At 63.4% G+C, this 25,813-nt stretch carries 22 protein-coding genes and 1 tRNA gene; 15 read left to right on the forward strand and 8 right to left on the reverse strand.

The features are described 5' to 3' along the window. Window positions 1-6 precede the first annotated feature (6 nt). The 7 genes from ACERJA_RS08310 (at window position 7) to ACERJA_RS08340 (ending at window position 7,206) form a co-directional block, all read left to right on the forward strand. Window positions 7-276, forward strand: a complete 270-nt coding sequence (locus ACERJA_RS08310; protein WP_373607743.1) for a hypothetical protein — start codon at window positions 7-9, stop codon at window positions 274-276. Continuing rightward, window positions 273-1,694 carry a 3-isopropylmalate dehydratase large subunit gene (leuC, locus tag ACERJA_RS08315; protein ID WP_373607744.1) on the forward strand — a complete coding sequence of 474 codons (1,422 nt, stop codon included), beginning with the start codon at window positions 273-275 and terminating at the stop codon, window positions 1,692-1,694. The genes ACERJA_RS08310 and leuC overlap by 4 nt, the downstream gene beginning before the upstream one ends. Beyond that, window positions 1,691-2,332 (forward strand): 3-isopropylmalate dehydratase small subunit, encoded by a 642-nt coding sequence (gene leuD / locus ACERJA_RS08320; RefSeq protein ID WP_373607745.1) that lies wholly within the window; start codon window positions 1,691-1,693, stop codon window positions 2,330-2,332. Before leuC ends, leuD begins: the two co-directional genes overlap by 4 nt. Window positions 2,333-2,463: 131 nt before the next feature. Next, on the forward strand, window positions 2,464-3,378 hold the full coding sequence (locus ACERJA_RS08325) for a DMT family transporter (protein WP_373607746.1): 915 nt from the start codon (window positions 2,464-2,466) through the stop codon (window positions 3,376-3,378). 144 nt (window positions 3,379-3,522) lie between these two features. After that, a complete protein-coding gene (locus ACERJA_RS08330; RefSeq protein ID WP_373607747.1) occupies window positions 3,523-4,980 on the forward strand; it encodes an HTTM domain-containing protein in 1,458 nt (485 codons plus the stop codon). Window positions 4,981-5,030: 50 nt separating this feature from the next. After that, entirely contained in the window at window positions 5,031-6,011 is a 981-nt protein-coding gene (locus ACERJA_RS08335) for an isocitrate/isopropylmalate family dehydrogenase (protein WP_373607748.1), read from the forward strand. 109 nt (window positions 6,012-6,120) lie between these two features. Beyond that, window positions 6,121-7,206 carry an alpha/beta fold hydrolase gene (locus ACERJA_RS08340; protein WP_373607749.1) on the forward strand — a complete coding sequence of 362 codons (1,086 nt, stop codon included), beginning with the start codon at window positions 6,121-6,123 and terminating at the stop codon, window positions 7,204-7,206. Window positions 7,207-7,302: 96 nt separating this feature from the next. Here ACERJA_RS08340 and ACERJA_RS08345 read toward each other — a convergent pair whose 3' ends face one another. From ACERJA_RS08345 to ACERJA_RS08365, 5 genes are all read right to left on the reverse strand, one after another. Next, window positions 7,303-9,213 carry a polysaccharide deacetylase gene (locus tag ACERJA_RS08345; protein ID WP_373607750.1) on the reverse strand — a complete coding sequence of 637 codons (1,911 nt, stop codon included), beginning with the start codon at window positions 9,211-9,213 and terminating at the stop codon, window positions 7,303-7,305. Between the two features lie 739 nt (window positions 9,214-9,952). Next, window positions 9,953-10,765: a diphthine synthase gene (gene dph5, locus ACERJA_RS08350; RefSeq protein ID WP_373607751.1), complete on the reverse strand. Its 813-nt coding sequence runs from the start codon at window positions 10,763-10,765 to the stop codon at window positions 9,953-9,955. 23 nt (window positions 10,766-10,788) lie between these two features. Then, the gene (locus tag ACERJA_RS08355) at window positions 10,789-11,595 is read right to left on the reverse strand and encodes an ABC transporter ATP-binding protein (RefSeq protein WP_373607752.1); all 807 of its coding nucleotides are present in this window, start codon (window positions 11,593-11,595) and stop codon (window positions 10,789-10,791) included. Further along, a complete protein-coding gene (locus ACERJA_RS08360) occupies window positions 11,595-12,662 on the reverse strand; it encodes a FecCD family ABC transporter permease (RefSeq protein WP_373607753.1) in 1,068 nt (355 codons plus the stop codon). Before ACERJA_RS08360 ends, ACERJA_RS08355 begins: the two co-directional genes overlap by 1 nt. Then, a complete protein-coding gene (locus tag ACERJA_RS08365) occupies window positions 12,640-13,809 on the reverse strand; it encodes an ABC transporter substrate-binding protein (protein WP_373607754.1) in 1,170 nt (389 codons plus the stop codon). Before ACERJA_RS08365 ends, ACERJA_RS08360 begins: the two co-directional genes overlap by 23 nt. Window positions 13,810-14,050: 241 nt before the next feature. Between ACERJA_RS08365 and ACERJA_RS08370 the strand changes: the two genes are divergently transcribed. The 5 genes from ACERJA_RS08370 (at window position 14,051) to ACERJA_RS08390 (ending at window position 19,695) form a co-directional block, all read left to right on the forward strand. Further along, on the forward strand, window positions 14,051-14,722 hold the full coding sequence (locus tag ACERJA_RS08370; protein ID WP_373607755.1) for a metal-dependent transcriptional regulator: 672 nt from the start codon (window positions 14,051-14,053) through the stop codon (window positions 14,720-14,722). Window positions 14,723-14,801: 79 nt separating this feature from the next. Beyond that, window positions 14,802-15,782, forward strand: a complete 981-nt coding sequence (locus tag ACERJA_RS08375; RefSeq protein WP_373607756.1) for a metal ABC transporter substrate-binding protein — start codon at window positions 14,802-14,804, stop codon at window positions 15,780-15,782. A gap of 65 nt (window positions 15,783-15,847) precedes the next feature. After that, window positions 15,848-16,600: a metal ABC transporter ATP-binding protein gene (locus ACERJA_RS08380; RefSeq protein ID WP_373607757.1), complete on the forward strand. Its 753-nt coding sequence runs from the start codon at window positions 15,848-15,850 to the stop codon at window positions 16,598-16,600. A 1-nt stretch (window position 16,601) separates the two neighbouring features. Then, window positions 16,602-17,567, forward strand: coding sequence for a metal ABC transporter permease (locus tag ACERJA_RS08385; protein ID WP_049889622.1), 966 nt, complete (start codon window positions 16,602-16,604; stop codon window positions 17,565-17,567). Window positions 17,568-17,727: 160 nt separating this feature from the next. Next, window positions 17,728-19,695, forward strand: coding sequence for a heavy metal translocating P-type ATPase (locus ACERJA_RS08390; RefSeq protein WP_373608465.1), 1,968 nt, complete (start codon window positions 17,728-17,730; stop codon window positions 19,693-19,695). A 590-nt stretch (window positions 19,696-20,285) separates the two neighbouring features. Here ACERJA_RS08390 and ACERJA_RS08395 read toward each other — a convergent pair. Then, window positions 20,286-20,735, reverse strand: coding sequence for a Rieske (2Fe-2S) protein (locus ACERJA_RS08395; RefSeq protein WP_373607758.1), 450 nt, complete (start codon window positions 20,733-20,735; stop codon window positions 20,286-20,288). A 113-nt stretch (window positions 20,736-20,848) separates the two neighbouring features. Here ACERJA_RS08395 and ACERJA_RS08400 point away from each other — a divergent pair, with 113 nt between their 5' ends. Together ACERJA_RS08400 and ACERJA_RS08405 are read left to right on the forward strand one after the other, a co-directional pair. Continuing rightward, window positions 20,849-21,895, forward strand: a complete 1,047-nt coding sequence (locus ACERJA_RS08400; protein WP_373607759.1) for a class I SAM-dependent methyltransferase family protein — start codon at window positions 20,849-20,851, stop codon at window positions 21,893-21,895. 83 nt (window positions 21,896-21,978) lie between these two features. Further along, window positions 21,979-22,052 (forward strand) — tRNA-Thr (locus ACERJA_RS08405). Window positions 22,053-22,236: 184 nt separating this feature from the next. Here ACERJA_RS08405 and ACERJA_RS08410 read toward each other — a convergent pair. Further along, on the reverse strand, window positions 22,237-23,544 hold the full coding sequence (locus ACERJA_RS08410) for a cytochrome P450 (RefSeq protein WP_373607760.1): 1,308 nt from the start codon (window positions 23,542-23,544) through the stop codon (window positions 22,237-22,239). Window positions 23,545-23,687: 143 nt separating this feature from the next. Here ACERJA_RS08410 and ACERJA_RS08415 point away from each other — a divergent pair, with 143 nt between their 5' ends. Continuing rightward, the gene (locus ACERJA_RS08415) at window positions 23,688-25,103 is read left to right on the forward strand and encodes an FAD-dependent oxidoreductase (protein ID WP_373607761.1); all 1,416 of its coding nucleotides are present in this window, start codon (window positions 23,688-23,690) and stop codon (window positions 25,101-25,103) included. Window positions 25,104-25,107: 4 nt separating this feature from the next. Here the strand turns inward: ACERJA_RS08415 and ACERJA_RS08420 are convergent, their stop codons facing one another. Next, window positions 25,108-25,812, reverse strand: coding sequence for an energy-coupling factor transporter transmembrane protein EcfT (locus tag ACERJA_RS08420; protein WP_373607762.1), 705 nt, complete (start codon window positions 25,810-25,812; stop codon window positions 25,108-25,110). Between the last annotated feature and the right edge of the window lies 1 nt (window position 25,813).

Here is a 25,813-nt window from a genome sequence, read left to right on the forward strand (position 1 = left end):
ACGATAATGAGCGAAAACGACACATCCGAGACAATGGCCGACGTTGGCCACACCAATCCCTACACCGGGGAGACGGCTGGCCAACTGTTCAGCCGCGGGCCGACCGTCGCGACAGACGGCGGTGAGCCGAGTGCGACGGATCGGAACCGACGCACCGAGAGCCGAACGATGAAAGACGTCGATCACACGCCGCCCAAGCAGGCGGCCGACGCAAACCGTGTCTTCGAGCGTGGCAGCGAACACGAAGACGAAGACGCCGTAGAGGACGTAGAATGAGTGAGGGAACACTGTACGACAAGGTCTGGGATCGACACAAAGTCACCACGCTGCCGACTGGACAGGATCAGCTGTTCATCGGACTGCACCTCATCCACGAGGTCACGAGTCCACAGGCGTTCGGGATGCTCCGCGAGCGCGACCTCGAGGTCGCCTATCCGAAGCTGACCCACGCGACCGTCGATCACATCATCCCAACCGCGGACCAGTCCCGACCGTACGAAGAGGACGCCGCCGAAGAGATGATGGCCGAACTCGAGGAGAACGTCCGCGAGGCGGGCATCGAGTTCTCCGATCCGGACTCGGGCGACCAGGGAATCGTCCACGTCGTCGGCCCGGAGCAGGGGCTCACTCAGCCCGGCAAGACGATCGTCTGTGGGGACTCCCACACCTCGACCCACGGTGCGTTCGGCGCGCTCGCGTTCGGGATCGGCACCTCCCAGATTCGGGACGTGCTCGCGACGGGCACTGTCGCGATGGAGAAACAGAAGGTCCGCAAGATCCAGGTCGACGGCGAACTCGGCGAGGGTGTCGAGGCGAAAGACATCATCCTCGAGATCATCCGTCGACTCGGTACCGAAGGCGGCGTCGGCTACGTCTACGAGTACGCCGGCGAAGCCATCGAGAACCTCGGCATGGAAGGTCGGATGTCGATCTGTAACATGTCGATCGAAGGCGGTGCTCGCGCGGGCTACGTCAACCCCGACGAGACCACCTACGAGTGGCTCGAGGAGACCGACTACTTCCAGGACAACCCCGAGAAGTTCGACGAGCTCAAACCGTACTGGGAGTCGATCCGATCGGACGAGGACGCCGAGTACGACGACGTCGTCACCATCGACGCAAGCGACCTCGAGCCAGTCGTCACGTGGGGAACCACGCCCGGTCAGGGCGTCGGCGTCACCGAGCCGATCCCTGCCCCCGAGGACCTGCCTGAGGAGAAACAGGACACGGCCCGACGCGCGCAGGAACACATGCGTGTCGAGCCCGGCGAGACGATGGAAGGCTACGACATCGACGTCGCCTTCCTCGGCTCCTGTACGAACGCTCGCCTGCCCGACCTGCGCCGTGCCGCCGAGATCATCGAGGGCCGACAGGTCGACGACGACGTCCGTGCACTGGTCGTCCCCGGCAGTCAGCGTGTTCAGCACACCGCCGAGAAGGAAGGCCTGAAAGACACCTTCGAGGAGGCCGGCTTCGAGTGGCGAAACGCCGGCTGTTCGATGTGTCTCGGTATGAACGAAGACCAACTCGAGGGCGACGAGGCAAGCGCCTCCTCCTCGAACCGGAACTTCGTCGGTCGACAGGGCAGCAAGGACGGGCGCACCGTCCTGATGAACCCGCAGATGGTCGCCGCGGCGGCGGTCACCGGGGAAGTAACTGACGTGCGCGAACTGAAGGAGGTGACTGCTGCATGACTGACACCGACAACGTCGAGATTCCGGAAGTCGACTCCGTCTCCGGCTCGGGAATCCCGATCCGAGGCAACGACATCGACACCGACCAGATCATCCCCGCGCGATTCATGAAGGTCGTCACCTTCGACGGGTTGGGCGAGTTCGCCTTCTTCGACCTGCGATTCGATGACGACGACAACCAGAAAGACCATCCGATGAACGAGGATCGGTTCCAGGGTTCGTCGGTGATGGTCGTCAACAGCAACTTCGGCTGTGGCTCCTCGCGTGAACACGCCCCGCAGGCGCTGATGCGCTGGGGCATCGACGCGATCATCGGCGAGAGCTTCGCTGAGATTTTCGCGGGTAACTGTCTCGCCCTCGGCATCCCGACCGTGACGGCCGACAGTGAGACGATCCAGGACCTGCAGGCGTGGGTTGACGAGAACCCCGACGAAGCGATCGACATCGATATCGAAGCCGAGGAAGTGACCTACGGCGACGAGACGATCGACGTCACCGTCGACGAGGCTCAGCGGAAAGCCCTCGTCGACGGCGTCTGGGACACGACGGCGCTGATGAAGTCCAACGCCGGCGAAGTCCGGAAGAAAGCCGAGGAACTGCCGTACGTCGACGACGCGGCGATTCCCGAAGCAGAGTAGGCGTTTCCGCGGGCTCGAGTCTCGCGCTCGAGTCCACTCGCGTGTCGTTTTCGCGTCGCAAGCGACCGATGAGCGGCGGCGACGGATTCCGAAACCGCCAGCGCTTTCGGAGATTCTCCCCAATAGACGGTATGTCTCGTGCCCTCGATGTCTCGCTCTTTCTGGTCCTCGCCGTGCTGTGGGGGCTTTCCTTTCCGGCGATTTCGGTCGGCCTCGAGTATCTCCCGCCGTTGCTGTTTGCGGCCTTCCGGTACGATATCGCAGCCGTCTTGCTGTTGGCAGCAGCCGTCGTGCTGACTGACGACTGGTGGCCCACTGGCAGGAACAATCTGGCTGCGATCGCTGGCGGTGGGCTCTTTCTCGTCGCCGGCAACGGGCTGTTGTTTATCGGCCAGCAGACTGTCCCCAGCGGCGTCGCCGCCATCTTGCAGGGGCTGGTCCCAATCATCACAGCCCTGTGGGCGATCCTGTTGCTCGGTGAGCGGCTCTCTGCGGTCGGGGCCGTCGGCGCAGCGATCGGCTTTCTCGGTATCGGCCTCGTCGTCCAGCCCGACCCCGGAAATCTGCTGGCAGGTGACACCGTTGCCCGACTGCTCGTCATCGGCCAGGTCGTCAGCGTCGCCCTCGGCGGCGTCGTCGTCCAGCGAGCCGCACCGACGATCGAACGGGTCCCGCTCGTCGGCTGGTCGATGCTCGTCGGCGGGCTGGTCTTACACGCCGGCAGCCTGCTGGCCGGTGAGTTCCCGACCACCGACGCGGTCGCACCGATGGCGCTCGTCATGCTGGTCTACCTCGGCGTCTTCTCCACGGCGATTGCCTTTTTCATCTACTTCCGGATTCTCGAGGAACACGGCGCATTCGAGGCAGCACTCGTCGCCTACGTGGTCCCGATCGTTGCGACGGTCGCGGGCGTGTTCCTACTCGACGAGTCGATCGGTGCGCTGACGTTTGCCGGCTTTGGGCTCGTCGCGCTTGGGTTCGTCTTGCTCAAACGCCACGCGATCGCCGACGCGGTTGGGCTTACTTCTGGCGTTAGCAGCCCCTGAAACTGCTGTGGCCGACAGTCGAGGGCGGATCGACCGTACTCGAGTCGCCCAACAGATCCCGTATCCGAATGTGTCGGTATCGAAAGGGAGAAAGCACTTATAGGCCCGTTGACAAGCCTGGCTCACTTCGATTTCTGCCCCACTATGACAGGCCCTCCCACTGATCAAACACCGGCCCAGCAGCGACGCTCGAGGGGTGTTGCGTCGTTCCGAGCGGCCCTCGAGTCGCGTCTCGGAATCGACCAGCGAGCCCTCGGTGCGTTCCGGATCGCACTCGGCGTGCTCTTGCTCGCCGATCTCACGATGCTTCGACTGCCGGGACTGATCACGTTCTACACCGACGCGGGCGTCTTTCCACGGTCGACGCTTCTGGAGGCGTATCCGATGGTCGGACGGGTATCGATCCACGCGCTGTCCGGGGCGGCATGGTTCCAGGCGGTGTTGTTCGCGCTCGCCGGTGGATTCGCACTCCTCTTACTCGTTGGCTATCGAACCCGCCTCGCGGCGCTTGGCTCACTCGTCCTCTTCGCATCGCTGCACGCCCGCAATCCGCATCTGGTCAACGGCGGTGACACGATCCTGCTCAGCTTCCTGCTCTTTGGCCTGTTCCTCCCGCTCGAGGCCCGGTGGTCGCTCGAGGCCCGTCGCCAGCCCGACCCTCGCGGTCGTCGCGTGTGCTCGATCGCAACGGCGGCGATTCTACTCCACTTCGTGGCCATCTACGTGACGAACGCGGTGCTCAAGTTTCAGAGCGAGCCGTGGATGGACGGGACGGCAGTCCAGCAGATCTTTCAGTTGAACCAGTATCTCACGCTGCTCGGACCGGCGCTGTCGGCGTACCCGACAGCACTCGTTGCGACCAACTGGCTCTGGACGGCCGTGTTGACCGCCGGCGCGTTGTTGCTCGTCGCCACCGGATGGCGTCGTATCGCGCTCGTGGCGGCGTTCATTGGAACACACATCGGGATGGCGGCGACGATGCGGTTGGGTGTGTTCCCGTTCATCATGATCGCCGGCCTGCTGTTGTTCCTCCCGCCGGGCGTCTGGGATCGGCTCGAGCGGTTCCTCGTCGCGTTCGACCTCGAAAACCGGCTCGGCGCTCGCTCGGCGGGAGACAGTGACGACGCGCCGTCTCACCTCGGACGCGGTCGTCGACTCGTCGTTTCCGGGCTCGTCGCGTGTCTGCTGCTCTCGAGTCTGCTCTGGCAGGCAGCCGGGATCGGCGTTGTCGACACGCCGGCGGTGGAGGGTGAACTCGACGAGGCGAGCTGGACGTTTTTCGCACCGACACCGCCGTCGGCACACAGCTGGTACGCTATCGAGGGGACTCTCGAGTCCGACGAAACGGTCGACATCGCCAACGCACACCACGACCGGCCGCCGACTGCCGCGGAAACGTATCCGAGCACGCTCTGGAAACGCTACGGGATGGAGCTGCGCTACGCTGACCAGACGCAGTACGAATCGGCGGCCGCGTCCCTCTGTGAACGGACGGATCGCGAGGTCGACTCGCTAACCATTTCGTTTGTCGAACAGCCCGTCGATCCTGATGGCCCGGTCGGTGAGCCGACAGTTCACGAGCGCCTCGAGTACGACTGTTGAGCGTCGCCCGTATCGATACCCTCTTTTCTCACCCCCAGAGAGATGCAGACATGACTCACGAAATCGCCGTCATCCCTGGCGACGGAATCGGACGGGAAGTCACACCAGCTGCGGTCGAAGTCCTCGAGGCACTCGACATCGACTTCGAGTTCGTCGAAGCCGATGCTGGTGACGCGGTCAAAGAAGCAACCGGCGAAGCGCTGCCCGAAGAGACCTACGAGCTGGCGGCGTCGGCCGACGCGACGCTGTTCGGTGCGGCCGGTGAGACGGCAGCCGACGTCATCCTGCCGCTTCGTGATGCAGTCGGCTCGTTCGTCAACATTCGCCCCGCGAAGGCGTATCCGGGCATCGACGCCGTCCGTCCCGAGACGGATCTGGTCTTCCTGCGAGAGAACACGGAAGGCGTCTACTCGGGCCACGAAGACCGCCTGACCGACGACGTCTCCACGCTGACCCGCGTCGTCACCGAATCCGCCTCGAGAGAGCTCGCCGAGTTCGCCTGTGACTACGTCGACACCGACGACCACGACGGCTTCACGATCGTCCACAAGGCAAACGTCATGCGCGAGACCGACGGCCTGTTCCGCGACACCGTCGCCGAGGTCGCCGACGAACACGGCGTCGAAACCGACGAAGTGCTGATGGACGCCTTCGCGACGCACGTCTGTCTCGACCCCGAGCAGTTCGACGTCGTCGTCTGTCCGAATCTCGCGGGCGACGTCCTCTCGGACCTCGCAGCTGGTCTCGTCGGCGGGCTCGGCCTCCTGCCAAGCGCCAACGTCGGCACCGAGCGTGCGCTGTTCGAACCCGTTCACGGCACCGCACCCGACATCGCTGGTGAAGGCGTCGCGAACCCGGCTGCGGCGATCATCTCCGCCGCGATGATGGTCGAGTATCTCGGCTACGAGGAGGAGGCAGCGGCCATCAACGATGCCGTCGAGGCCACCCTCGAGGAAGGCCCACGAACGGCGGATCTGGGCGGCGACGCCTCGACGGACGACGTGACGGACGCGGTCGTCGACCGACTGTAACGCAGCGTCGCCACGTTCCGATCGTCGCCGCAGTCGTTTTCGAACGGTCCTGCTGTTTCGACCGTCAGCCGGCTTACAGTTATAACGGGCCACGTGGTAGCGCCTGCCCATGACTCGAGACGACACCCTCGCCGGCGTCAGCTCACGTATCGTCGACACCGACAGACTCGAGACGCATGTCCTCGAGTCGGGTGGCCAAAGCGAGTCGGCCGAAACAGATGGTACCGTCGTACTCCTCCATGGCAACGTCTCCTCCTCGCGGTTTTTCGAGGATCTCATGGCCAATCTGCCAGCCCGGTACCGGGCGATTGCGCCCGACTTGCGAGGGTACGGCGATTCGGAGCGAAAGCCAGTCGATGCGACGAACGGGCTCGGCGATTTCGCGGGCGATCTTCAGGCGCTGCTCGCCGACCTCGAACTCGAGGAGCCACTGACGCTTGTCGGCTGGTCGAACGGCGGCGGAGTCGCGATGCGGTATACGATCGACAACCCCAACGCGGTCGACTCGCTCGTCCTCATCAACCCGCTCTCGCCGTACGGCTTCGGCGGGACGAAAGACCTCGAGGGAACGCCGTGTTTCGACGATTATGCCGGCTCCGGCGGCGGCCTCGGCAACGACGAGTTCGTCGCCGGCCTCGCAGACCGCGACCGCAGCGAGGGTGGGGAGTCGTCGCCGCGGAAGATACTGCGGACGTTCTACGTCAATCCAACCCACAATTTCGACCCGGAGCGAGAGGAATCGTATCTGACCGGCATGCTCGATACGGCCACTGGCGACGAGCACTACCCGGGTGATGCGACACCGAGCGAGAACTGGCCTGGCGTTGCACCGGGCGAGCACGGCGTCAACAACGCCATCTCGCCGAAGTACTGCTCGCTCGAGGCGATCACCGAGATCGACCCCGACCAGAAACCACCCATCACCTGGATCCGCGGCGCGTCAGATCAGATCGTCTCCAACGAGTCGCTGTTCGACGCCGGCACGCTCGGAAAGATGGGTGCGATGCCGGACTGGCCCGGGACGGACGTCTTCCCGCCCCAGCCGATGGTCGGCCAGACTCGGGCTGTCCTCGAGTCGTACGCTGACGCCGGCGGTGAGTTCGAGGAGATCGTCTTCGCAAACACCGGCCACACGCCACATATCGAGGTGCCCGGCGAGTTTCTGGACCGACTCGAGCGCGTCCTCGAGGAGTGACGAGGACTCGGCGTCGCAGACGGGTTCCTGACTGTCGACTGCAGTGCAGCCGCAACTATCCCGCGGTTGTCCCGAAAATCGGGATCGAAGCCGGTCTCAGGCCTCGGTGACCTCGAGCGACCAGTCGCCGTCGGCTTCGATATTGAGCCAGACGGTCCCGCCCGCGCGGTACGACCGCGAGTTGTCGACCGCGCCGGTCTGGTTGACGATCGACTCCTTGCCGCCGTCGGCATCGTAGCCGTCGACGATGAAGTCGCCGTCACCGTCGTGTGTAACCTCGAGTCTGACGTCGGTGTCGGTCCAGATTGGCCCGACGAAGCCCGACCCCGAGCCGCTTGCCTCGACCGGGAGCGAGTCGAGGTCGTCGGCGTGCACTTCCGGCTGGAAGAGATCGATCGACCATGGCCCGTCCGCGGCGACCTCGAGGCGGTACGTTCCGCTTTCGACTGCGGCGATCGACTCGCCAGCGGTGATCCCGGAGGTGGTCACCAGCGAGTCGTCGCGACCGTTGCCCGTCGCGATCAGGTCGACGCTGAACTCGCCGTCGCTGTTGTGGGAGAAACTCGCGCTGAGAACGCCGTCGTCGAGGTTGATCGTCAGCGACTCGGACGATTCTGATCCCTCGAACGCGTAGGATTGGCCGGCCTCGAGAATCGTCCCCTCCGGCCGACCGTCGCTGAACGTCTCGTCACCGTCGTCGTCGCTTTCGAACGTGCCGTCGACGAGATCCGACGGCGTGACGACATCGAGTCCGCGATGCTCGAGATGATTGAGCAGGTGTTCGAAATCGTCGAGCGACATCCGGTTCTCGTCCGGGCCCACGTCCTCCTCGTCGACGATCCGTGGAATTCGCAGGACGGTGAGCAGCTGATACTGATCAGCGAGATTGATGTGGCGACGCACGCCGTTGTGAAGCGCAGGTCCCCAAATCAGCGGAATCGTGTCCATCCCGGTCGGTGGTACGCCGGACGTACAGGAGCCAAAGAGGAACGCCGAGTCGTGGACATCTCTGATGAGTTCGTTGGTCGTCGCGTCCATCCGATCCTCGGGGATGAACAGGTGGCGTGCGCCGTCTTCGAAGCCGTGGTCCTCGAGTGCGTCCCGATTCGTCTCGAGGACATCTCGTTGCCGGCTTTCGGGCATCTCCGGCAGGGCCATCGAGACTCGAGGATACGAGCAGATGTCCCAGCCACGATCCTGCAGCTCGTTGAGTTGGGTCTGTCCCATCCGGCCCTGGTCGCCGATTCGGTCGGGGCTGATGGCGGCTGCCGCCGTCCAGCCGCGTTCTTCGAGCATCTCCGCGGCGATGTCGTAATGGGAGTCGTGGCCGCCGTAAAACGCCAGGATCGCTTTGCCGTTGTCGGCTCCCTTGGTCCGGCGGAGGTCGTCGACGAGCAGTCTGGTGGTCTCGTCTTCCGGCCCCACTGCGACGATGTTGATGCGGGTCACGTTCGAGAGATCCGGCTCGCCTTCCGGTTTGTGCTCGTAGCCACAGTCGAGGCGGAACCAGCCGTTGAACTCGTCGGGGATCGTTCGGACGGTGTTGAGCCGTGCGTCTCGGTCCGGCGCGAGGAATTCGACGACGATCCGGTCTGTGGCTTCTGGCTTGACCGCGAGTGACGTATCCCACTCGCGGAGGTCGAGCCCGTCGGGGAAGCGAAGGTTGATACTGGCTTCACGGTCCTCGCTCTCGATGACGGCTGCCTGCGTGCCGACCCGCGCTTCGTCTGGCGCAGCTGAGAGTTCGGTTTCCCAGGCGTTCCACTCCTCGAGGGTTTCGAAGTCGGAAAGCGACTCGCCCTCGTCGATCGCAGGCCAGCGACTCTGGCCGCTTGCACCTCCAGCGCCGCTCCCATCGTCATCGTCCTGCGAGGTGACTCCATCCGTCACGGAGTCCGCCTCCGGGAGCATATCCGTACAGCCTGCCAGCGCAGCTGACGTCACTCCGGCCGTGGTCAACAGCCACCGTCGAGAGCGTCCGTCGCTCGAGTTGCGTTCGTTGTTCATCTGTTGTTACCAGAGTCGTACCAGCCGGTGTACTTGTTAATAGAGCTGTTAAATGATTCCACGGGCACCCCTCCCTCAGTTCCGGTGTGCTCGCGACCGCCTGACAGGTGCCCCGGGCTATCGGAATCGCAGACCGTATAACGCCGGTCGAAGCCGGGTTCGGCTCCGGCTGAGACCGTTTACCGACTTGTTAAGAACCGTTTCAGGCCGTCTCAAGTGGTTTTAGACGATGGCCGACTTCGTTTGGTTCTACCGAAAAGCAGCGAGAGTGCCTCGGGGTCGTACGGAAATCTCCGATTTCCGTGATGACGAGAATCTCCGATTCTCGAACCACTTGACCCCGAGGGTGAATCGCGTAAGCTATATGATTCATCTCACCGTATTGACGAGTACAGTTGCGACGTGGGTTAAAGACCGTAATCCGAAGCAACTGCCGGCAGTTGCGAGGAAATGCGACACCTCTCAAAACCCGCGTCTTTGGCGTGGTGCGACGGGTGTTGTCGGGCGGGGTGGAGCCGCCGACCCTCACGGACGAAGCGAGCGTTCGGGTGTTAATTCCAACCGACCCATTTCGGGAAGGTCGAGGGGAATTACATTCGCCTGCGACGGCGCGGCCCGTTCTGGGACGTGCGGTCAAAACGGTGAAGCCGCGGGGCTTGCCCCCGCGGTACTTCACACTGATCGGACAGCCATTGTGCGATGGGATGTGCAGTGATGATCAGTGGCTACGACAGTTCGTTCACACGATGTCGAGGTCGTCGCGATCGACACCGGCGAGTTCGACCAGCGCATCTGCCTCGAGCAGGTGACAGTCCCCAGGAACGACGAGCAGATGCAGCGGGTCGCCGAACTCGCGCTCGGCAAGGGCGGCCATCGTGTCGGCTTCAACGAGTGGGTCCGGGCTGCCTGCGCGGGCGACGACGACGCCGACGAGGTCGGGGTACTCCTCGGCGAGCAGTGTCGCGCCCACGTCGGCGGTCATGTACTCCTCGACCGCTTCGTCGCCCTCGAGACGGTTCGTCGCGGCTTCGTTGTCGACTTTGATGTCGAGATAGACGACGGTGTGCAGGCCGTCTTCACGGTTATCGTCGATTGTTCTCGTTACGCTCGCCGGGAGCCCGTCAGCGCCGTGGGCATAGGGGAACGGCAGCGTCGTCGCCTTCCCGAAACGGTAGTTCTGGAGGCCGGTCAGCGCGCTCGTGGCCGTCTGGGCCGTCACGCCGTGGATCACCCGCGTCTCGATACCCCGGTCGTGAGCGCGCAAGCGAAGGTCGACGTGGGTCGTCGAGATCATCGTATCGCCCGCGGTGAGGAAGGCGACGTCTTCGTCTTCGGCGGCTGCGAGGATGTCGTCGGGATGTTGTTCGACGCCCGCGCGGTCGCGAACCTCGATGTCGACGTCGTGGTGGGACTCGAGGTCGTCGACGGTCGTCCCGATCAGTTTGCTGGTGTAGAACTCGGCGTAGGCGCGGTCGGCGTTGCGAAGCGCCTCCTGACCCTCGACGGTGATCGAGCGCTCGTCGTAGAGTCCGAGGCCGATGAATGTGAGCATGGCAGGCCTAGCGCCAGCGCGTGCTATAACGTTTCGAGTTGGGGCTCCGCCCCGGCCGCCGTCCGATCCGAAGCGCCCTCCGGAACGATACATCGCCGTCCCTCGTGGTGAAACACCGAGACGTCGACTCCGTAGACGGTTCGGATCGTCTCCGGGGTCAGTACCGTCGGTGGGCCGACGACGTGGATCTCGCCGTCGTGAAGCAACGCGATACGATCACAGTATCGTGAGGCGAGATTGAGGTCGTGTAAGGCCGCGACGACCGCCACGTCTCGCTGTCGAACGTGCGTGGTGACGAGTTCCATCACGTCGAGTTGATGTTTGAGGTCGAGTGCGCTTGTCGGCTCGTCCAGTACCATCACCGACGGATCGCCGACCAGCGCGCGCCCGAAACGCACCTTCTGCTGTTGACCGCCGCTGAGGTCGCCCAGCCGGCGGGTGGCGAACTGCTCGAGGTCGAGTCGTGCTAAGACCTCGGCAACCGCCTCGCGGTCGGCTGCACTCGGCGACCATCCCCCGTGCGGGCGTCGTCCCTGCAGGACCGTCTCGAAGACCGTCGCCGGGAACGCGCCGTCGTCGTGTTGGGGCACGTAGCTGGCGACTCGAGCGAGTTCCTGTGGACCGAACGCCTCGATGTCTCGCCCGTCAATCTCGATCCGCCCACCGCCGGGCTCGTGGATCCGGTGAATGGATTTGAGCAAGGTACTCTTCCCCGAGCCGTTGGGGCCGAGCAGGCCGACGATCTCGCCCGCCTCGACCGTCAGATCGACTCCCTCGAGAACCGACACGTCGCCGTAGCTGAACGAGAGATCGGTGATCTCGAGTGTCATCACCAGTACTCCCTCCCTTTGACGGTCAGATACAAGAACAGCGGCGCACCGAGAAACGAGGTGACGATCCCGACTGGCAAGACGACGGGCGAGATGATCGTCCGGGCGAACACATCGGCGGCGACGAGCAGTGCCGCCCCAACGACGGCGGATGCGGGGAGCAAGAATCGTTCGGTTCCGCCGATCGTCATCCGGACGAGATGGGGGGCGACGAGGCCGACGAAGCCGATGATGCCGACGAAGGAGATCATCACCGCCGTCAGAAGCGAGGCGATGGCCATTCCACGGATGCGCAGCGACGAGACGTCGACGCCGAGGCTCTGTGCGGTTTCGGTTCCGGCGTCGAGGACGTCGTAGTTCCAGCCGTTGCGGACGAAGTAGCCCAGCCCGAAGAGGAACACCACGAGCATGAGTCCGATCTCGTCCCAGCTCGCCCGGCTCACGTCGCCAAAGGTCCAGTAAACGATCTCGGCGACCTGCGCGTCGGTCGCGAAGTACTGGATCGTCGCCAGCCCGGCGCTGAACAGCGAGCCGATCGCGACGCCCGTGAGAATCAGCGTTTCGGGGGTCGCCTCCCGGTAGGTGACCAACAGGAGGATCGCCACAGTCGCTGTCATCGCGCCGACGAACGCACCGATCGTCTGCATCGAGAGCATGACGATCCCGCCCTCGAGGCCGGCCGTGCCGACGGCGATCGTGATCGCCGCGCCGAAGGCTGCTGCATGCGAGATGCCAAGGGTGTAGGGCGCACCGAGTGGGTTCCGAAGCACCGACTGCATCGCCGCACCCGCGACCGCGAGGCCACCTCCGGCGATCGTCGCCGCGAGCACACGCGGGATCCGAACGTGCCAGACTGCCAGTTGCTGTGTCTCGGGGCCGCGCTGGGCGAGTGCAGTCACCACGTCTGCGAGCGGATAGGTGACGGAGCCGACCGCGACGCCGGCGACCCACAGGACGGCGAGCAGCGCTGTCGTCCCGGCGAGAAAGGCGACCTTTCGGCGTGTCGCCTCGCGGTGGGCCTGAAAACTCGAGTGTGCAGCCGGCTCAGAAGAGCGGTCGGTAGACATCGGGGAACTGTGCGTTCAGGTGATCGCTGTACATTCGCTCGCCGAACAGTGCCTCGAAGACGTCGTCGACCTGCCTCTCGAGGTCGACGTCCGCAAAGCGATCGGGGTAGGAGGTCTTCCCGACGAAGTAGGCGTTGGCGATCATCGGCCCGAAGTTACGCATGTCACGGTAGACCTGCAAGACGGGGTACACCTCGCCTTCTTTGACGGCCGTGAGTGCCTCGAACTCCGGATTTTCGTCGACTTCTTCGCGAACCCGGTCGACGCTTGCAACGTCGATGAAGATTCGTTCGGGATCGGCCTCGAGGAGCCGCTCGTGGCTGAGATCGACGGAGTTCTGGTGGCTCTCGACGTCTTCGATGGCGTTCTCGACGTTAGGGTAGTGAAACATCGTCGTGTCGCCACGGGTCGTCGACAGCCCATGTGCGCCCCGGAAGCGAAACGCCGCGGCGTAGCCTTCCGCGCGCTCGTCGACGGGGATGTCTCCGGTACGTTCGTCGAAGTCGGCGATGGTGTCCTCAAGGAACGTTTCGAGCTCATCGGCGCGGTCTTCTTTCCTGAGTGTCTCGCCGATCGTCTTCCAGGTTTCATAAAGGACCTCACGACCGTCCTCAGTCAGGATGTTCTCGGTGTCGACGAGCACGACCGGCGTGTTCGTCTGGTCCGCCAGTTCGTCGGCACGCGAGGAATCCCCGTTGAGAAAGATTACGTCGGGTTCGACCTCGAGGATCTGTTCGGCGTCGCCGTCGCGGTCTGCACCGCGGTCGCCGAAGGTTGGAAGCTCGCCCAGTTCGGGATTGGCCACGAGGTAGGGGAGTTCGTTCAGCGAGGACTCACGGACGCTTCCGATACCGACCACGCGATCAGTCGCGTCCATGAACGCGAGCTGTCTGAGCGTTCCGGCCCCGATACCGAGAATGCGCTCGGGGTCGTCCGGGACATCGACGGTCCGGCCGGCCGTGTCCGTCACGGTTCGATCACCTTCCGTCTCGCTGGCAGGCAGCAGACTCGCACATCCCGCAAGTCCCGCGAGAGCCGTTGTCCCGAGTCCGGCCAGGACGGATCGGCGTCGCGGCCGCCGGTGTCCATCCCTCTCGACTGCGTTCGTTGTGTCTCGAGGCACGCCTGCCTGTGAGTCATCCGTCATTATCTACCCCGAAAAATGCAATTAGTAAAAACATTTTGTATTAGTCCAACCAGGCTTGGATAACGCCTTCGGCTCTCGACAGTATCCGTTTCAGATCGTGTCGCCTCCTGTCGACGTCGGGGTCGTCGAGTACGGCCTGTCCCCGGACAGTGTCGTCGTGTTCGTGTCCTAATTAGACTCTACTAACTATGTTATTCCACACCACAAATTTATTAACAATTGGTGGCATAGTTGTTATCTGATGGACCTCAGTCCGATCGCAGAGGAGTATCTGAAAGCGATCTCTACCCTCGAGACTGAGCATGCCCGCCCGATCCGAACTGTCGAAATCGCCGACGAGGTTGGGGTTACGTCCGCCTCCGTCTCGAGTATGATCGACACACTCGATGAACGAGGACTCCTCGAGTACACACCGTACAAGGGCGTCGAACTGACCGATGACGGCGAGGAGATCGTCACGACGCTCGTGCGAAAACATCGACTGCTAGAAACGTTTCTGACGGAACAGCTCGAGTATCGGTTGACCGACGTTCACGAGGAAGTCGACCGACTCGAACACCACATCAGCGACGAGTTCGCCCAGCGCCTAGCGACGTTTCTCGACGATCCCACGATAGACTCCCACGGTGATCCGATTCCGGACACTGCGCTGACTGTCAGCGAGAAGTCGACACACACCCCACTGACCGAATACGAAGTCGGTGAGACCGTTGTCGTTGCTCAAGTCCCCGACCGTGATGTTGCCGTCCGAGAACACCTGTTCGAAAACGGTATCGACCCCGGAACGACGCTGACAATCGACGATGTGTTACCCGTCGATCTCATCACGGTCGTTCCCGATTCCGTGGCTGCTCCCGTCTCGTTACCGACACACGTTGCACGACGTATCGGCGCTCGAGTCCCGGATCAGTAGCCAGCAACTGATTTAGCCATATCTAATCTATAGTTTAGTCTCGCAAAATATAAATAGCGGTACACTAAACCGAGATGTAATGACGAACCAATCCAAGGAAAACGGTTCACGAGTCGTCTCGCGCCGAAGATTCACCGCCCTCAGTGCCGGTGCACTCACCGCCGGGTTGGCCGGCTGTTTCGGGGATGACCCGCAGGACGACGGAGGCGACAGTGATGCGGAGTTTACCGTCTTCGCGTCGATGCCCGCCGTCTGGGACTTCGTTCGACAGACTGCAGGCGACCACATGGAGGCGATCGACCTCGTCCCGATCGGTGAGCACGGCCACGACTGGACGCCCGAACCCGGGACGGTCGAGGAACTCGACGAGGCCGACGGCTTCGTCTATCTCCGTGACTTCGCGACCTGGCAGGACAACGCCGCAGATCAGCTCTCAGAACGCGACGACGTCGTCGTGATCGAGGCCTCGGAAGGGATCGAGTTCTTCGACAGTCCCGCGGAGGATAACGACGAACACTGGTGGATGGACCCAGTCGAGTGCCAGGAAGGCGTCGAGAATATCGCCGACGGCCTCGCCAAGATCGACCCCGACAACGCCGACGACTACGAGGCGAACGCCGCGGCGTTCAACGACGAACTCGAGGCACTCAACGAGGACATCCACGACATCGTCGACCGGGCGGAACTTGAGGACATCGTCGTCGCCACTCACGACTCCTTCCAGTGGTGGTACAGTCGGTACGATATCAATATTCACTCGCCGGTGGGGACCTCGCCCGACGACGCCGCTTCGGCGGCCGACGTCGAGAGAGTCGAAAAACTGATCGACGATATCGGTATCGAGCACGTCCTCTACGACGTCGGCGAACCCGCCCCGCTCGCGGAGTCGCTCGCCAACGAGGTCGACGCGGAGATCCTGCCGCTCTCGCCGGTCGAAACCCAGATGGACGGCAGTCCGGCGATCGACCCCACCGTCGAGATGGAACCCGACTGGGGGTACATCGACCACTTCCGAGAGCTGAACCTGCCGACACTCGAGACGGCGCTCTGGGCGGAGTAGAATTAGCCCAATCAAAAGGTTTGGGTAGGTGGAGCAAATAAACTATTGTAACTAATCAACGTACTATGACTCGCGCAATAACTGTCGAAAACGTCCACTTCGCCTACGACGAGCAGCCGGTGTTGAGAGACGTCTCACTGTCGGTCGAGGAAGGGGAGTTCCTTGGATTGATCGGGCCGAACGGCTCGGGCAAGACGACGCTGCTGAAGATCATGCTCGGCCTGCAGACGCCCGACACCGGCCGCGTCGAACTGTTCGGGACGCCGTCGACGGCGTTCTCGGAGGGGACTCGGCTTGGATACGTCTCACAGCAATCGACCGAGGCCGAGACGATGATGCCCGTCACTGTCCGGGAAGTCGTGACGATGGGACGATATCCACACGCCGGACTCCGGCGACTGAGCGACGAGGACCGTGAGATCATCGACGACGCACTCGAGGAAGTCGAGATCACTGACCTCGCCGACCGACGGATCAACCGCTTGTCGGGTGGCCAGCGACAGCGGGCCTACATCGCCCGGGCGCTCGCCTCCGAGGCGGACCTGCTGGCACTCGACGAGCCCACCGTCGGCGTCGACGCGGGGTCGGTCGAGCAGTTCTACGACCTGCTCGAGGACCTCAACGACGACGGCATCACGATCGTCCTCATCGAACACGACATCGGCGTCGTTACCGAACACGCCGACACGATCGCCTGTCTCGACGGGGAACTGTACGAACACAGTCCAACCGAACAGTTCCTCGAGAGCGACGCGCTGGACCGGGCATTCAGCTCGACTCGAGCGGTCGGAACGACGGCGAGTGCCAGCGGGGATTGAGATGGCCGTTGGAACGAACACCTCGAGACGACAGCTCTCCGCGCTTGCCCTTGGTATCCCGCTCGTCTTGCTCGCACTCGCCGGCTTCATCATCTGGGTGTTCCCACACCTCTTCGATCGGTTCTGGGGGACGGCGTGTTCGGCGACCGACACGTGGCTGGTCTGTAGTGGCTTCCTCCAGCGGGGGTTCACTGCCGGCGTCCTCATCGGGATCACCGCACCGATCGTCGGAACCTACCTCGTCAACCGGCAGATGGCACTGATCGGCGAGGCGCTTGCACACACGGCCTTCGGCGGTGTCGCGATCGGACTGTTCATCGGCGCGGCCGTGCCGAGTCTGAACTACCCGCTCCTGTTTGCCCTCGTGGCTGCAGCAATCTCCGCACTCGGGATGCAGTACATCGCCGTCAAGACCGACGGCTACGCCGACATCCCGATTGCGATCATGCTCACCGGTGGGTTCGCGGTCGGTATCGCCGTGATCTCCTACGGCGTCGTCTTCAGCGCGACCGTCGAGAGCTACCTGTTCGGGGACATCCTGTTCGTTCCCTTCGAGAACGTCCAGCTCATGGTCGCACTCACGATGCTCGTCCTCGGGACCGTCGCGCTCACGCACAAACAGCTCCTGCTGATCACCTTCGACCGCGAGGCTGCACGGCTCGCACGGATCAATGTCTGGTTCTACGATACGTTGTTGATCGTGCTGACGGCGCTGGTCGTCGTCGCGGCGATGCAGATCCTCGGGGCGATCCTCGTCGCTGGGATGCTCGTCATCCCCGTCGCAGCGTCGATGCAGCTCACCACGAGCTTCAACCGTGGGCTCATCCTCTCTGTACTACTCGGACAGGTCGCGGTCTTCGGTGGGATCTTCCTCTCGTACTACTGGAACGTCGCGACCGGCGCGATGATCATCATCGTCGCGATCGCCGTCTATATCTGGTCTGTGATCGGCGATCCACTCTGGTGATTCGGATTCTGTCGCCACTGTTCCGGCACACCAAAGAATTATTTAGGCTATCCTAAAACATTTGATCTGATTGACAATACTTATTCCGGGCGAGAACACACGTATGGACATGCAACAGCCCTCGAGTCCCGAGCAGGTCGACGACGAGGTTGGGACGGCGATGGATCGATCGGGGCCTCGCAGGGAGGCTGTCGAAGACGAGGAGGCGGCTCCGGACCGGTCGACGCTCCGCCGGGAGGGGGTGTTCGTTGTCCTCACCTTCGTCGGGATGATCGGCGGGCTTCTCGCCAGCTGGTTCGGCGGGCCGTCGTGGCTCGTCTGGACGTGTTACGCTGGGGCGTACATCTTCGGCGGCTGGTACGGCCTCAAAGAGAGCATCGAGGCGATCCAGGAGCCTGCCGTCGAGATCGACCTGCTGATGATCATCGCAGCACTCGGGGCGCTCACCATCGGCGCCCCCTTCGAGGGAGCCATGCTCCTCTTTCTGTTCTCGCTGTCGAACGTGTTACAACACTACGCCATCGGCCGCTCGAGGGACGCGATCCGGTCGCTCATGCAGATGCGCCCGGAGTCCGCACAGCTCCTCCGTGACGGGGAGGAAGTGACGGTCCCCATTGATGACGTCGAGATCGGTGAGGTGTTCGTCGTCCGCCCTGGCGACCGACTTCCACTCGACGGCGTCGTCGAATCCGGCGAGACAACAGTCGATCAGTCCTCGCTGACTGGCGAATCCGTCCCCGTCCCGAAAGCACCCGGCGACGAGGTGTTTGGCGGCACGATCAACGAGACCGGAAGCCTCGAGGTCCGGGTGACCCGCGAGGCCGAAGAATCAGCCATCTCGAAGCTCATCCACATGGTCGAGGAGGCCCGAAGCGAGAAGGCACCGACCCAGCGGCTTATCGACCGGTTAGAACAGCCATACGTGCTCGGCGTCTTCGCGATGACGGCGGTGGCGATCGCGATTCCGCTGGGGCTCGGCCACGAGTTCGATCCCACGTTCTACCGTGCGATGACGCTCATGGTTGCCGCCTCGCCGTGTGCCGTGATCCTCTCGACGCCAGCGGCGGTGCTCTCGGCCATCACTGCCGGTGCGCGCCAGGGCGTTCTTTTCAAGGGCGGCGAACACGTCGAGCGGACAGCGACCGTCGACGCCATCGCCTTCGACAAGACCGGGACGCTCACCGAGGGCAACACCCGGCTGACCGACGTGACCGTTCGGGAGGGGGCGAGCCTCGAGAGCGACAATGATCGCCTGCTCGCACTTGCCGCGGCGGTCCAGTCCCGATCGGAACATCACTTAGCCGAGGCGACCGTCGAGGCAGCCGAAGAACGCGGCCTCGAGATCCCAGACGCGAGCGGCTTCGAGGCCGTCGTCGGCAAAGGGGTCCACGCGACGGTCGACGATCGGACGATCCACATCGGTAACGCCCGCTACTTCGAGACGGTGACCGAGGGGGAGCCGATCGTGGGACTCGAGACTGGCCTCGAGGCCGTGCGATCGCTCGAAAACGACGGGAAGACGAGCGTGCTTGTCGCTCGCGAGAACGGGGACGCCCTCGAGGTCCTGGGCTGGCTCGCGTTCACTGACACGATCCGGGAGACCGCAGCCGAGACGATCGAACGCCTGCGCGAACTCGGCGTTGAACGGATCGTCATGCTGACCGGCGACAACGAGCGCGTGGCCCAGTCGATCGCAGCGGAACTTGGGATCGACGAGGTGTACGCGGAGTTGCTGCCCGAACAGAAAGTCGACCGGATCGAACGGCTTCAACAGCGCCACGAAGCGGTGGCGATGGTCGGCGACGGCGTCAACGACGCGCCGGCACTCGCGACGGCCGACATCAGCGTCGGAATGGGTGGAGCCGGCACCGACGTCGCCCTCGAGACCGCCGAGGTCGTGCTCATGTCCGACGAACTCAGTCGCCTTCCGTACGCACTCGCACTCAGCCGTGAGACTCGCAAAACGCTCTTTTTGAACCTCGCCATCGCGTTCGGTGCGATTGCGATCATGATCGGGGCGATTCTCACAGCCGGGATTCCGCTCCCGATTGCGGTGATTGGCCACGAGGGCTCGACCGTGCTCGTCTGCCTGATCGGGCTGCGGCTGATCGGCTTTCAGGGACCGTGATCCAACACGTGTCACCCATCACAGGCGTATCCACAGATGAACAAGGCGACTGCCTCGGGGTCGTACGGAAATCGGATATTTCCGTGACTGAGCGAAGCTTCGCTTCGCGATGTCCGCGAAACCGTCGGTTTCGCTTGATAACGAGACTCGGCGATTCTCGAACCACGTGACCCCGAGGCGGTTCACGATACGCTGTTGGTCGTACTGACGGCGCTGGTCGTCGTCGCGGCGACACTGGCCCTCGAGTCACGTGGTCGGGAGGTAGTGGATCCGTCTTTCGTTCGCCGGCCGGCCGTAGTCGGTCGGCTCGATCACAGCTAGACATTATTAGACAGGTCTAATTTTTATATTAGAATAAACAAATTTAAGTGTAAGCCCCGAATAGCATCGACTGCGCTTCGGAACGACCGAAGTGCGCTGTCAGATCGTCCTCCGGATTCGCCGGCAACGAACGGCTTCCGGATGAGCTCCTGCAACGAAATTCGAGCTCCAGTGGTCAGTCACTCGCTCGTGATCACCCGACCGAGCACAGCAGATCACACGCTCGGGTCATCTCTATTATCGGACACAGAAGCCCGTACAGACGGCGGTCAGAACGAAATATGAGACGTCGAGTCGGGACCATCGTCCTCGTCGACACCGCCCTGATGAACGAACGTCAGCTCGTCGTCGGTGAGGTACACCGTACCATCGCCGCTGACGGTAATGTCGATCGAGGGGAGCGTCGTCCCGGCGGCGTCGCCGTTGTCACAATCGCCGGAACACGCGTCGAACATCGATCCATGTCGAGGGCAGATAAGCTGGCCATTGCGCATCGCAACGCCGCGGCCCGTATCGAATCGCTGTGCTTCGTGCGTACAGCGGTTGATCCACGCTGCGACGCCGTCGTCGGCCGCGGACTGACTGCTCGTCGAGCGCTGCTCGACGCTGTCGTCACAGGGAACGAGGATACCCTCCTCCCGTTCGCCGTACTGATTTCGCACCGTGAACAGCCACGACCCCTCCTCGTGGACCGTCTCCACGGTCGTGAGTTCCTGCATAGGATCGCTAGCAGCGCCAGTCTAAAAACCGTTTACCGGATCAGTTCCTCGAGGCCATCCCCACGGCCGCCGTGAAGCGTCACCGTTACGGCAGGCGACCGGTTTTTCAGGGTATGGAAGTGCCGTGTGTCCGCGTGTCGCTCGAGGAGGGAGAGCAGACGCGTCGCGAACTGGCGGACGCGAACCTGATCGACGACGAGTACGAACTGACCGCTGAGGATGGGGAGCTCTACGTGCCGGTCACCGACCCCGACGCAGTTCCGGATACGCTCACGGTCGTCTCGATGACTGTCCCCGAGCGCGAGACGCAGACGACACCCGCCGACGTGCTCGGGTTCGACCCCTCTTACGAGCGACTTGGCAAGACCGTCCTGCTCGACGAGGACGACGACGAGCGCGCACGGGAGATCGCCGACGCCGTCCTCGAGTCGGATCTCCCCGTTGACACGGTGTTGAACAAGCAATCGAAGGTCAAAGGCGAGACGCGGATTCGCGACTGGGACCTGCTCGCAGGCGAAGACACCGAGGTCGTCCACCGCGAGTACGGCTGTGAGTTCGCGCTGGATCTCGCCGACGTCTACTTCTCGCCGCGGCTCGCGACCGAGCGACACCGGGTCGCCGAGCAGGTAGGCGAGGCGCGTAGCGCCTCGGAAAATGCGAGCGGGCAGCGCCCGCGAGCGACAGGCGAGCACGCCGTTGATATGTTCGCCGGCGTCGGGCCGTTCGTGATTCCCTTCGCGAAACGCGGCGCAGAATGTGTCGGCGTCGACGTCAACGAAGACGCGATCGAGTATCTGCGTGAGAACGCCCGCCGAAACGGCGTCGAAGATCGGGTGACGGCGATCTGTGCGGACGTCCGCGAGGTCGCCGCCGAGTACGAGGGCTGGGCTGATCGCCTCGTGATGAACCTTCCCCACAGCGCCGACGAGTTCCTCGAGACCGCAGTCGTCCTCGCGGGCGACGACTGCGTGCTCCATTACTACGACATCCAACACGAGGACGACCCCTTCGGCCCCGGCGAACGGGCGATCCGTGCGGCTGCCGAACCCGAGTACGAGGTCACCGTCGAAACCCGACACACGGTCCGTTCGTATGCGCCCCACGAGCTCAACGTCTGTCTGGACGTTCGACTCGAGCGAGACGACGGCCACGATAGCTAATCGCATAACCGAGCCGATTCGCAATCCTTATGACTGGTATCGGTCCTACGAATGAATGCACTCGCATCGAACAGCGATGGTGTGCCGGTGTAGCTCAGACTGGCAGAGCGAATCCTTCGTAAGGATTAGGTCGAGGGTTCAAATCCCTCCACCGGCTTATTTTTCCGCGAACAAATCCGTGAGCGGCAACTACGTTCTGGCGGATTTGAATCAGGGAGCAGCTTTGCTGCGACCGTGGTTCACAATCCCATCCACCGGCTTGCTTCCGACGAACAAACCCGTGAGCGGGAACGCTGTCCTGGAGTGATACCAGTCGTATCGAGCGCTGTGTGGGACTCGAGCTACGCTCGCGGCTCGATCTGGATCGAGACCGGACCAGCCGGCTGGGACGTCATCTGTGGATCTACCTCGAGGTCGCCGCTGGCATCGAGCTGATACTGCTTGCCGATCGCTGCGAGGACAGCCTTCATCTCGAGCCGAGCGAAGTGCCGTCCGATACAGATGCGCGGACCTGCGCCGAACGGGACGAACGCAGCGCCGTGCGCTCGAGGCGTGACCTGCTCCCAGCGGTTCGGGTCGAACGTGAGCGGCGTCTCGTAGAACCGTGGATCGCGGTGCATATTCCACACCGAGAGCAGCACCTGCGCGTCGTCTGGAATCGTGTGTCCACCGATCTCGACGCGGTCGGTTGTAACTCGAGGAATCGCATGCACGGGCGGATAGAGACGGAGCGTCTCGTTGATGATCTGCTCGAGGTATTCGAGGTTTTGTAAGTCGGAAACGGTCGGCTGGCCATCGATTACGTCGTCGAGTTCGGCATAGAATCGCTCAGCAACGGCGGGATGGGATCCGATCTGGTGGAGCGCATACGTCATGGCGAGGGCGGTGGTTTCGTGGCCGGCGAACACCATCCCGACGACCTGATCGAGCACCTCGTTCCGGTCGAACGCGGAGTCTGGATCGGCACGTAGCGCGGCCAATGTGGCGAGAAGACTGTCGTGCGTTGGATCGTCACCGTGCTCGGCCAGGAGTGAGCGGGCGTGCTCGCGCAGTTCCCCAGCGCCGCGCTGGAACTTGTAGCGGGCGGGCGTCGGTACCCAGTCTGGAAGCACCCACGACGTCGGCTTGAACCAGAGGTTGAGCGCGTGGGCGGCCGCGGCCAACTCGTCGGCCTCACCGTCGGTCAGCGACTGTCCGAGGACGACCTCGAACAGATTGTGCAAGGCGATCGCGCGCATTTCGTCGTCGATCCGAATCGTGTCACTGGCCTCCCAGCTGTCGATCCGGGCGCTGGTGACGCCAGTCATCGTCTCAGCGTACTCCTGAATGCGTGTCGGACTGAAGAAGTCCTCCATCGCGTGGCGCTGGCGCCGCCATTGCTCGCCGTCGACCGAGAGCAGTGCCTCTCCGAACGCGACCGTGAAGTCATCGGGCTTGGTGAACGTCTCGCGGTCCAGTAACGCTGTCTCGACGTGGTCGGGATGGGCGAGAAAATAGACGTCCGTGCCGAGCAGTTGCATTCGAAACACGTCACCGACGGATTCGACGGACTGCCTGACGAAGCCGAACGGATCGCTGGCGAAGGCGGTTGTGTGTCCGAGAACTGGCATCCCCGGCGGCGTAGGTGGGATCGAGTTCGTCCCTGTCATCAACTGTATCGGTGTGTAGCTGCCATCAAATATGTTCGTTTTGGCACATCAGCTGGCTGTTCGCAACCGACGTCCCACCGTGTTCTGACCGGCAGTTTTCTGCTGTCCAACAGTATACAACCCTGCCGAACGCAGGAGGTGGTATGACGGATACCGTCGTCGTCGTCGGTGGCGATGCTGCCGGCATGTCTGCGGCGAGCAAGGCGAAACGGGACGATCCGGACCTCGAGGTCGTCGTCTTCGAGAAAGGCGAGTGGGTCTCGTATGGGGCCTGCGGGCTGCCCTACTATATCAAAGGCGAGATTCAGTCGCTCGAGGCGCTGGTCTCGGTCACACCAGAGGAGTTTCGAGAGGAACGCGACATCGACCTGCGGACGGGTCACGAAGTGGTCGCGATCGATCCCGACGAGCGGACGGTCACCGCCGAATCAGCGTCGGGGACGGTCGTCCAGTCGTACGATCACCTGTTGCTCGCGACCGGAGCCGAGGCGGTCGTGCCGGAGATCGACGGCACCGACCGGGAGGGGGTCTACACTCTCGGCTCGATGAGCGACGGGAAGGAACTGCGCGAGTATGTCGCTCGAGCGCGTGAGCAGGAGTCGTTCCAGCAGCCAGATCGCGGCCCGGCCTGTCGGTATCTCGAGGACTGTACCGGCCCCGTCGGCGTCGTCGGCGGTGGCTACATCGGACTCGAGATGGCCGAAGCGCTGGCAGCGAATGGCTTCGAGGTGAACCTCTTCCAGCGCGGCGACCGCCTGTTGAAAGGCTTTAGCGAGGAGACGAGCGAGGTCGTCGCCGACCAGCTTCGTGAGGAAGACGTCGCCGTCCATCTCAACGCGTCGGTCGAGGAACTCGCCGGTGGGGAGGCAGTCGAAGCGGTCGTCACGGATGACGACCGGATCGCCGTCGAAATGGTGTTGCTCGGCACGGGGGTTCGACCACGGACGGCTCTCGCTGAAGCCGCCGGCATCGACATCGGTGAGACGGGCGCGATCGCGACTGATGCCTATCGCGAGACGAACGTGCCGGACGTCTACGCGGCGGGCGACTGTGCTGAAGCCACACACGCCGTGACGGGTGAGTCGGTGCACGTGCCGCTGGCGCTGACGGCCAACCGCCACGGTCGCGCAGTCGGCCAGACTGTCAGCGGCCAGCCGACCGAAGGTGGCGGCGTCGCTGGCACGGCAGCGATCAAGGCGTTCGACGTCGAGGCAGCCCGGACTGGCGTTCTCGACCACGACGAGGCACGAGCAGCCGGATTCGACCCCGTCACCGAGACGGTAACGGCGAAATCACGCGCGGGCTACTATCCCGAGGGTGGCGATGTCACGATCACGCTGACCGCTGATCGTGACTCCGGACGCGTGCTCGGTGGGAGTCTCGTCAGCGAGTACGGCGAAGGGGCTGTCCACCGAAGCCACGCCATCGTCGGCGCGCTCACGGAGGAAACAACCGTCTTCGAACTCGAGAACTACGATCTCGCCTACGCTCCGCCGTTCAACACGACCTGGGACCCGGTGCTCGTCGCTGGAAAGGTGCTCGCCGGAAGCCTTCGCTGAGCGTTCACAGCGCAGCCGAAAGCGCGAGCACGACGGCGCCCACGAGCACGGGGTAATCGGCCCGCGAAAACGCCAGCGCGGGCAGCGTCGGGTTCCAGGCGAAACAGCGTGCCTGCAAGGCGAGTGCGAGTCGATCGGCCCGGTCGAACGCCCGCGAGAGCGCGAGCAGTGAGAGCGTGCTGGCGCGCTCGATGCCCCCTCGCTCGTCGCCCAGCCGGGCAGCCATCGCGTCGCGGATCGTCCGGAGATCGGCCTGCAAGACTGGCAGGAACCGAAAGACGAGTGCGACGCCGATGCCGAGCAGTTGGCCGGGCTTGCCGGGGATCGTTCGCTGGATCGCGGCTCGAGACGCTCGCACCGGGGTCGAGCGGACGTATGCCGCGCTGACGAGTAAGATGAGCAAGACTCGATAGCTCGCTCGCGCGGAGGCGAGTCCGTCTTCGATGTCGATCCAGGGTGAGCCGAGCGTGATCGCCGCAATCACCGGCGCGAGTCCGAGGAAGACCAGCGCGTATCGGTAGGCGTACAGTGCCTCGAGAGGTGGGACGCGAGCAGCCACCAGGATCAGCGCGGCGACGACGGTGAGTGTGAGCAGGGCTCGCGAGCCGGTGTGAGCCAGCGCGGTCGTCGCGAACCCGATCTGCACCGCCAGCTTCGACCGGGGATCGAGCCGGTGCGCCAGCGTGTCATCAGGGACGTACGTGAGCATG

The organism is Natronorubrum sp. A-ect3, from assembly GCF_041821125.1.
GTDB lineage: Archaea > Halobacteriota > Halobacteria > Halobacteriales > Natrialbaceae > Natronorubrum > Natronorubrum bangense.

What these genes read in the sequence shown, in the direction of transcription:
- ACERJA_RS08310 (WP_373607743.1), top strand. Translation starts at nt 7, where the DNA reads ATGAGCGAAAACGACACATCCGAGACAATGGCCGACGTTGGCCACACC.
- leuC (WP_373607744.1), top strand. Translation starts at nt 273, where the DNA reads ATGAGTGAGGGAACACTGTACGACAAGGTCTGGGATCGACACAAAGTC.
- leuD (WP_373607745.1), top strand. Translation starts at nt 1,691, where the DNA reads ATGACTGACACCGACAACGTCGAGATTCCGGAAGTCGACTCCGTCTCC.
- ACERJA_RS08325 (WP_373607746.1), top strand. Translation starts at nt 2,464, where the DNA reads ATGTCTCGTGCCCTCGATGTCTCGCTCTTTCTGGTCCTCGCCGTGCTG.
- ACERJA_RS08330 (WP_373607747.1), top strand. Translation starts at nt 3,523, where the DNA reads ATGACAGGCCCTCCCACTGATCAAACACCGGCCCAGCAGCGACGCTCG.
- ACERJA_RS08335 (WP_373607748.1), top strand. Translation starts at nt 5,031, where the DNA reads ATGACTCACGAAATCGCCGTCATCCCTGGCGACGGAATCGGACGGGAA.
- ACERJA_RS08340 (WP_373607749.1), top strand. Translation starts at nt 6,121, where the DNA reads ATGACTCGAGACGACACCCTCGCCGGCGTCAGCTCACGTATCGTCGAC.
- ACERJA_RS08345 (WP_373607750.1), bottom strand. Translation starts at nt 9,213, where the DNA reads ATGAACAACGAACGCAACTCGAGCGACGGACGCTCTCGACGGTGGCTG.
- dph5 (WP_373607751.1), bottom strand. Translation starts at nt 10,765, where the DNA reads ATGCTCACATTCATCGGCCTCGGACTCTACGACGAGCGCTCGATCACC.
- ACERJA_RS08355 (WP_373607752.1), bottom strand. Translation starts at nt 11,595, where the DNA reads ATGACACTCGAGATCACCGATCTCTCGTTCAGCTACGGCGACGTGTCG.
- ACERJA_RS08360 (WP_373607753.1), bottom strand. Translation starts at nt 12,662, where the DNA reads ATGTCTACCGACCGCTCTTCTGAGCCGGCTGCACACTCGAGTTTTCAG.
- ACERJA_RS08365 (WP_373607754.1), bottom strand. Translation starts at nt 13,809, where the DNA reads ATGACGGATGACTCACAGGCAGGCGTGCCTCGAGACACAACGAACGCA.
- ACERJA_RS08370 (WP_373607755.1), top strand. Translation starts at nt 14,051, where the DNA reads ATGGACCTCAGTCCGATCGCAGAGGAGTATCTGAAAGCGATCTCTACC.
- ACERJA_RS08375 (WP_373607756.1), top strand. Translation starts at nt 14,802, where the DNA reads ATGACGAACCAATCCAAGGAAAACGGTTCACGAGTCGTCTCGCGCCGA.
- ACERJA_RS08380 (WP_373607757.1), top strand. Translation starts at nt 15,848, where the DNA reads ATGACTCGCGCAATAACTGTCGAAAACGTCCACTTCGCCTACGACGAG.
- ACERJA_RS08385 (WP_049889622.1), top strand. Translation starts at nt 16,602, where the DNA reads ATGGCCGTTGGAACGAACACCTCGAGACGACAGCTCTCCGCGCTTGCC.
- ACERJA_RS08390 (WP_373608465.1), top strand. Translation starts at nt 17,728, where the DNA reads ATGGATCGATCGGGGCCTCGCAGGGAGGCTGTCGAAGACGAGGAGGCG.
- ACERJA_RS08395 (WP_373607758.1), bottom strand. Translation starts at nt 20,735, where the DNA reads ATGCAGGAACTCACGACCGTGGAGACGGTCCACGAGGAGGGGTCGTGG.
- ACERJA_RS08400 (WP_373607759.1), top strand. Translation starts at nt 20,849, where the DNA reads ATGGAAGTGCCGTGTGTCCGCGTGTCGCTCGAGGAGGGAGAGCAGACG.
- ACERJA_RS08410 (WP_373607760.1), bottom strand. Translation starts at nt 23,544, where the DNA reads ATGACAGGGACGAACTCGATCCCACCTACGCCGCCGGGGATGCCAGTT.
- ACERJA_RS08415 (WP_373607761.1), top strand. Translation starts at nt 23,688, where the DNA reads ATGACGGATACCGTCGTCGTCGTCGGTGGCGATGCTGCCGGCATGTCT.
- ACERJA_RS08420 (WP_373607762.1), bottom strand. Translation starts at nt 25,812, where the DNA reads ATGCTCACGTACGTCCCTGATGACACGCTGGCGCACCGGCTCGATCCC.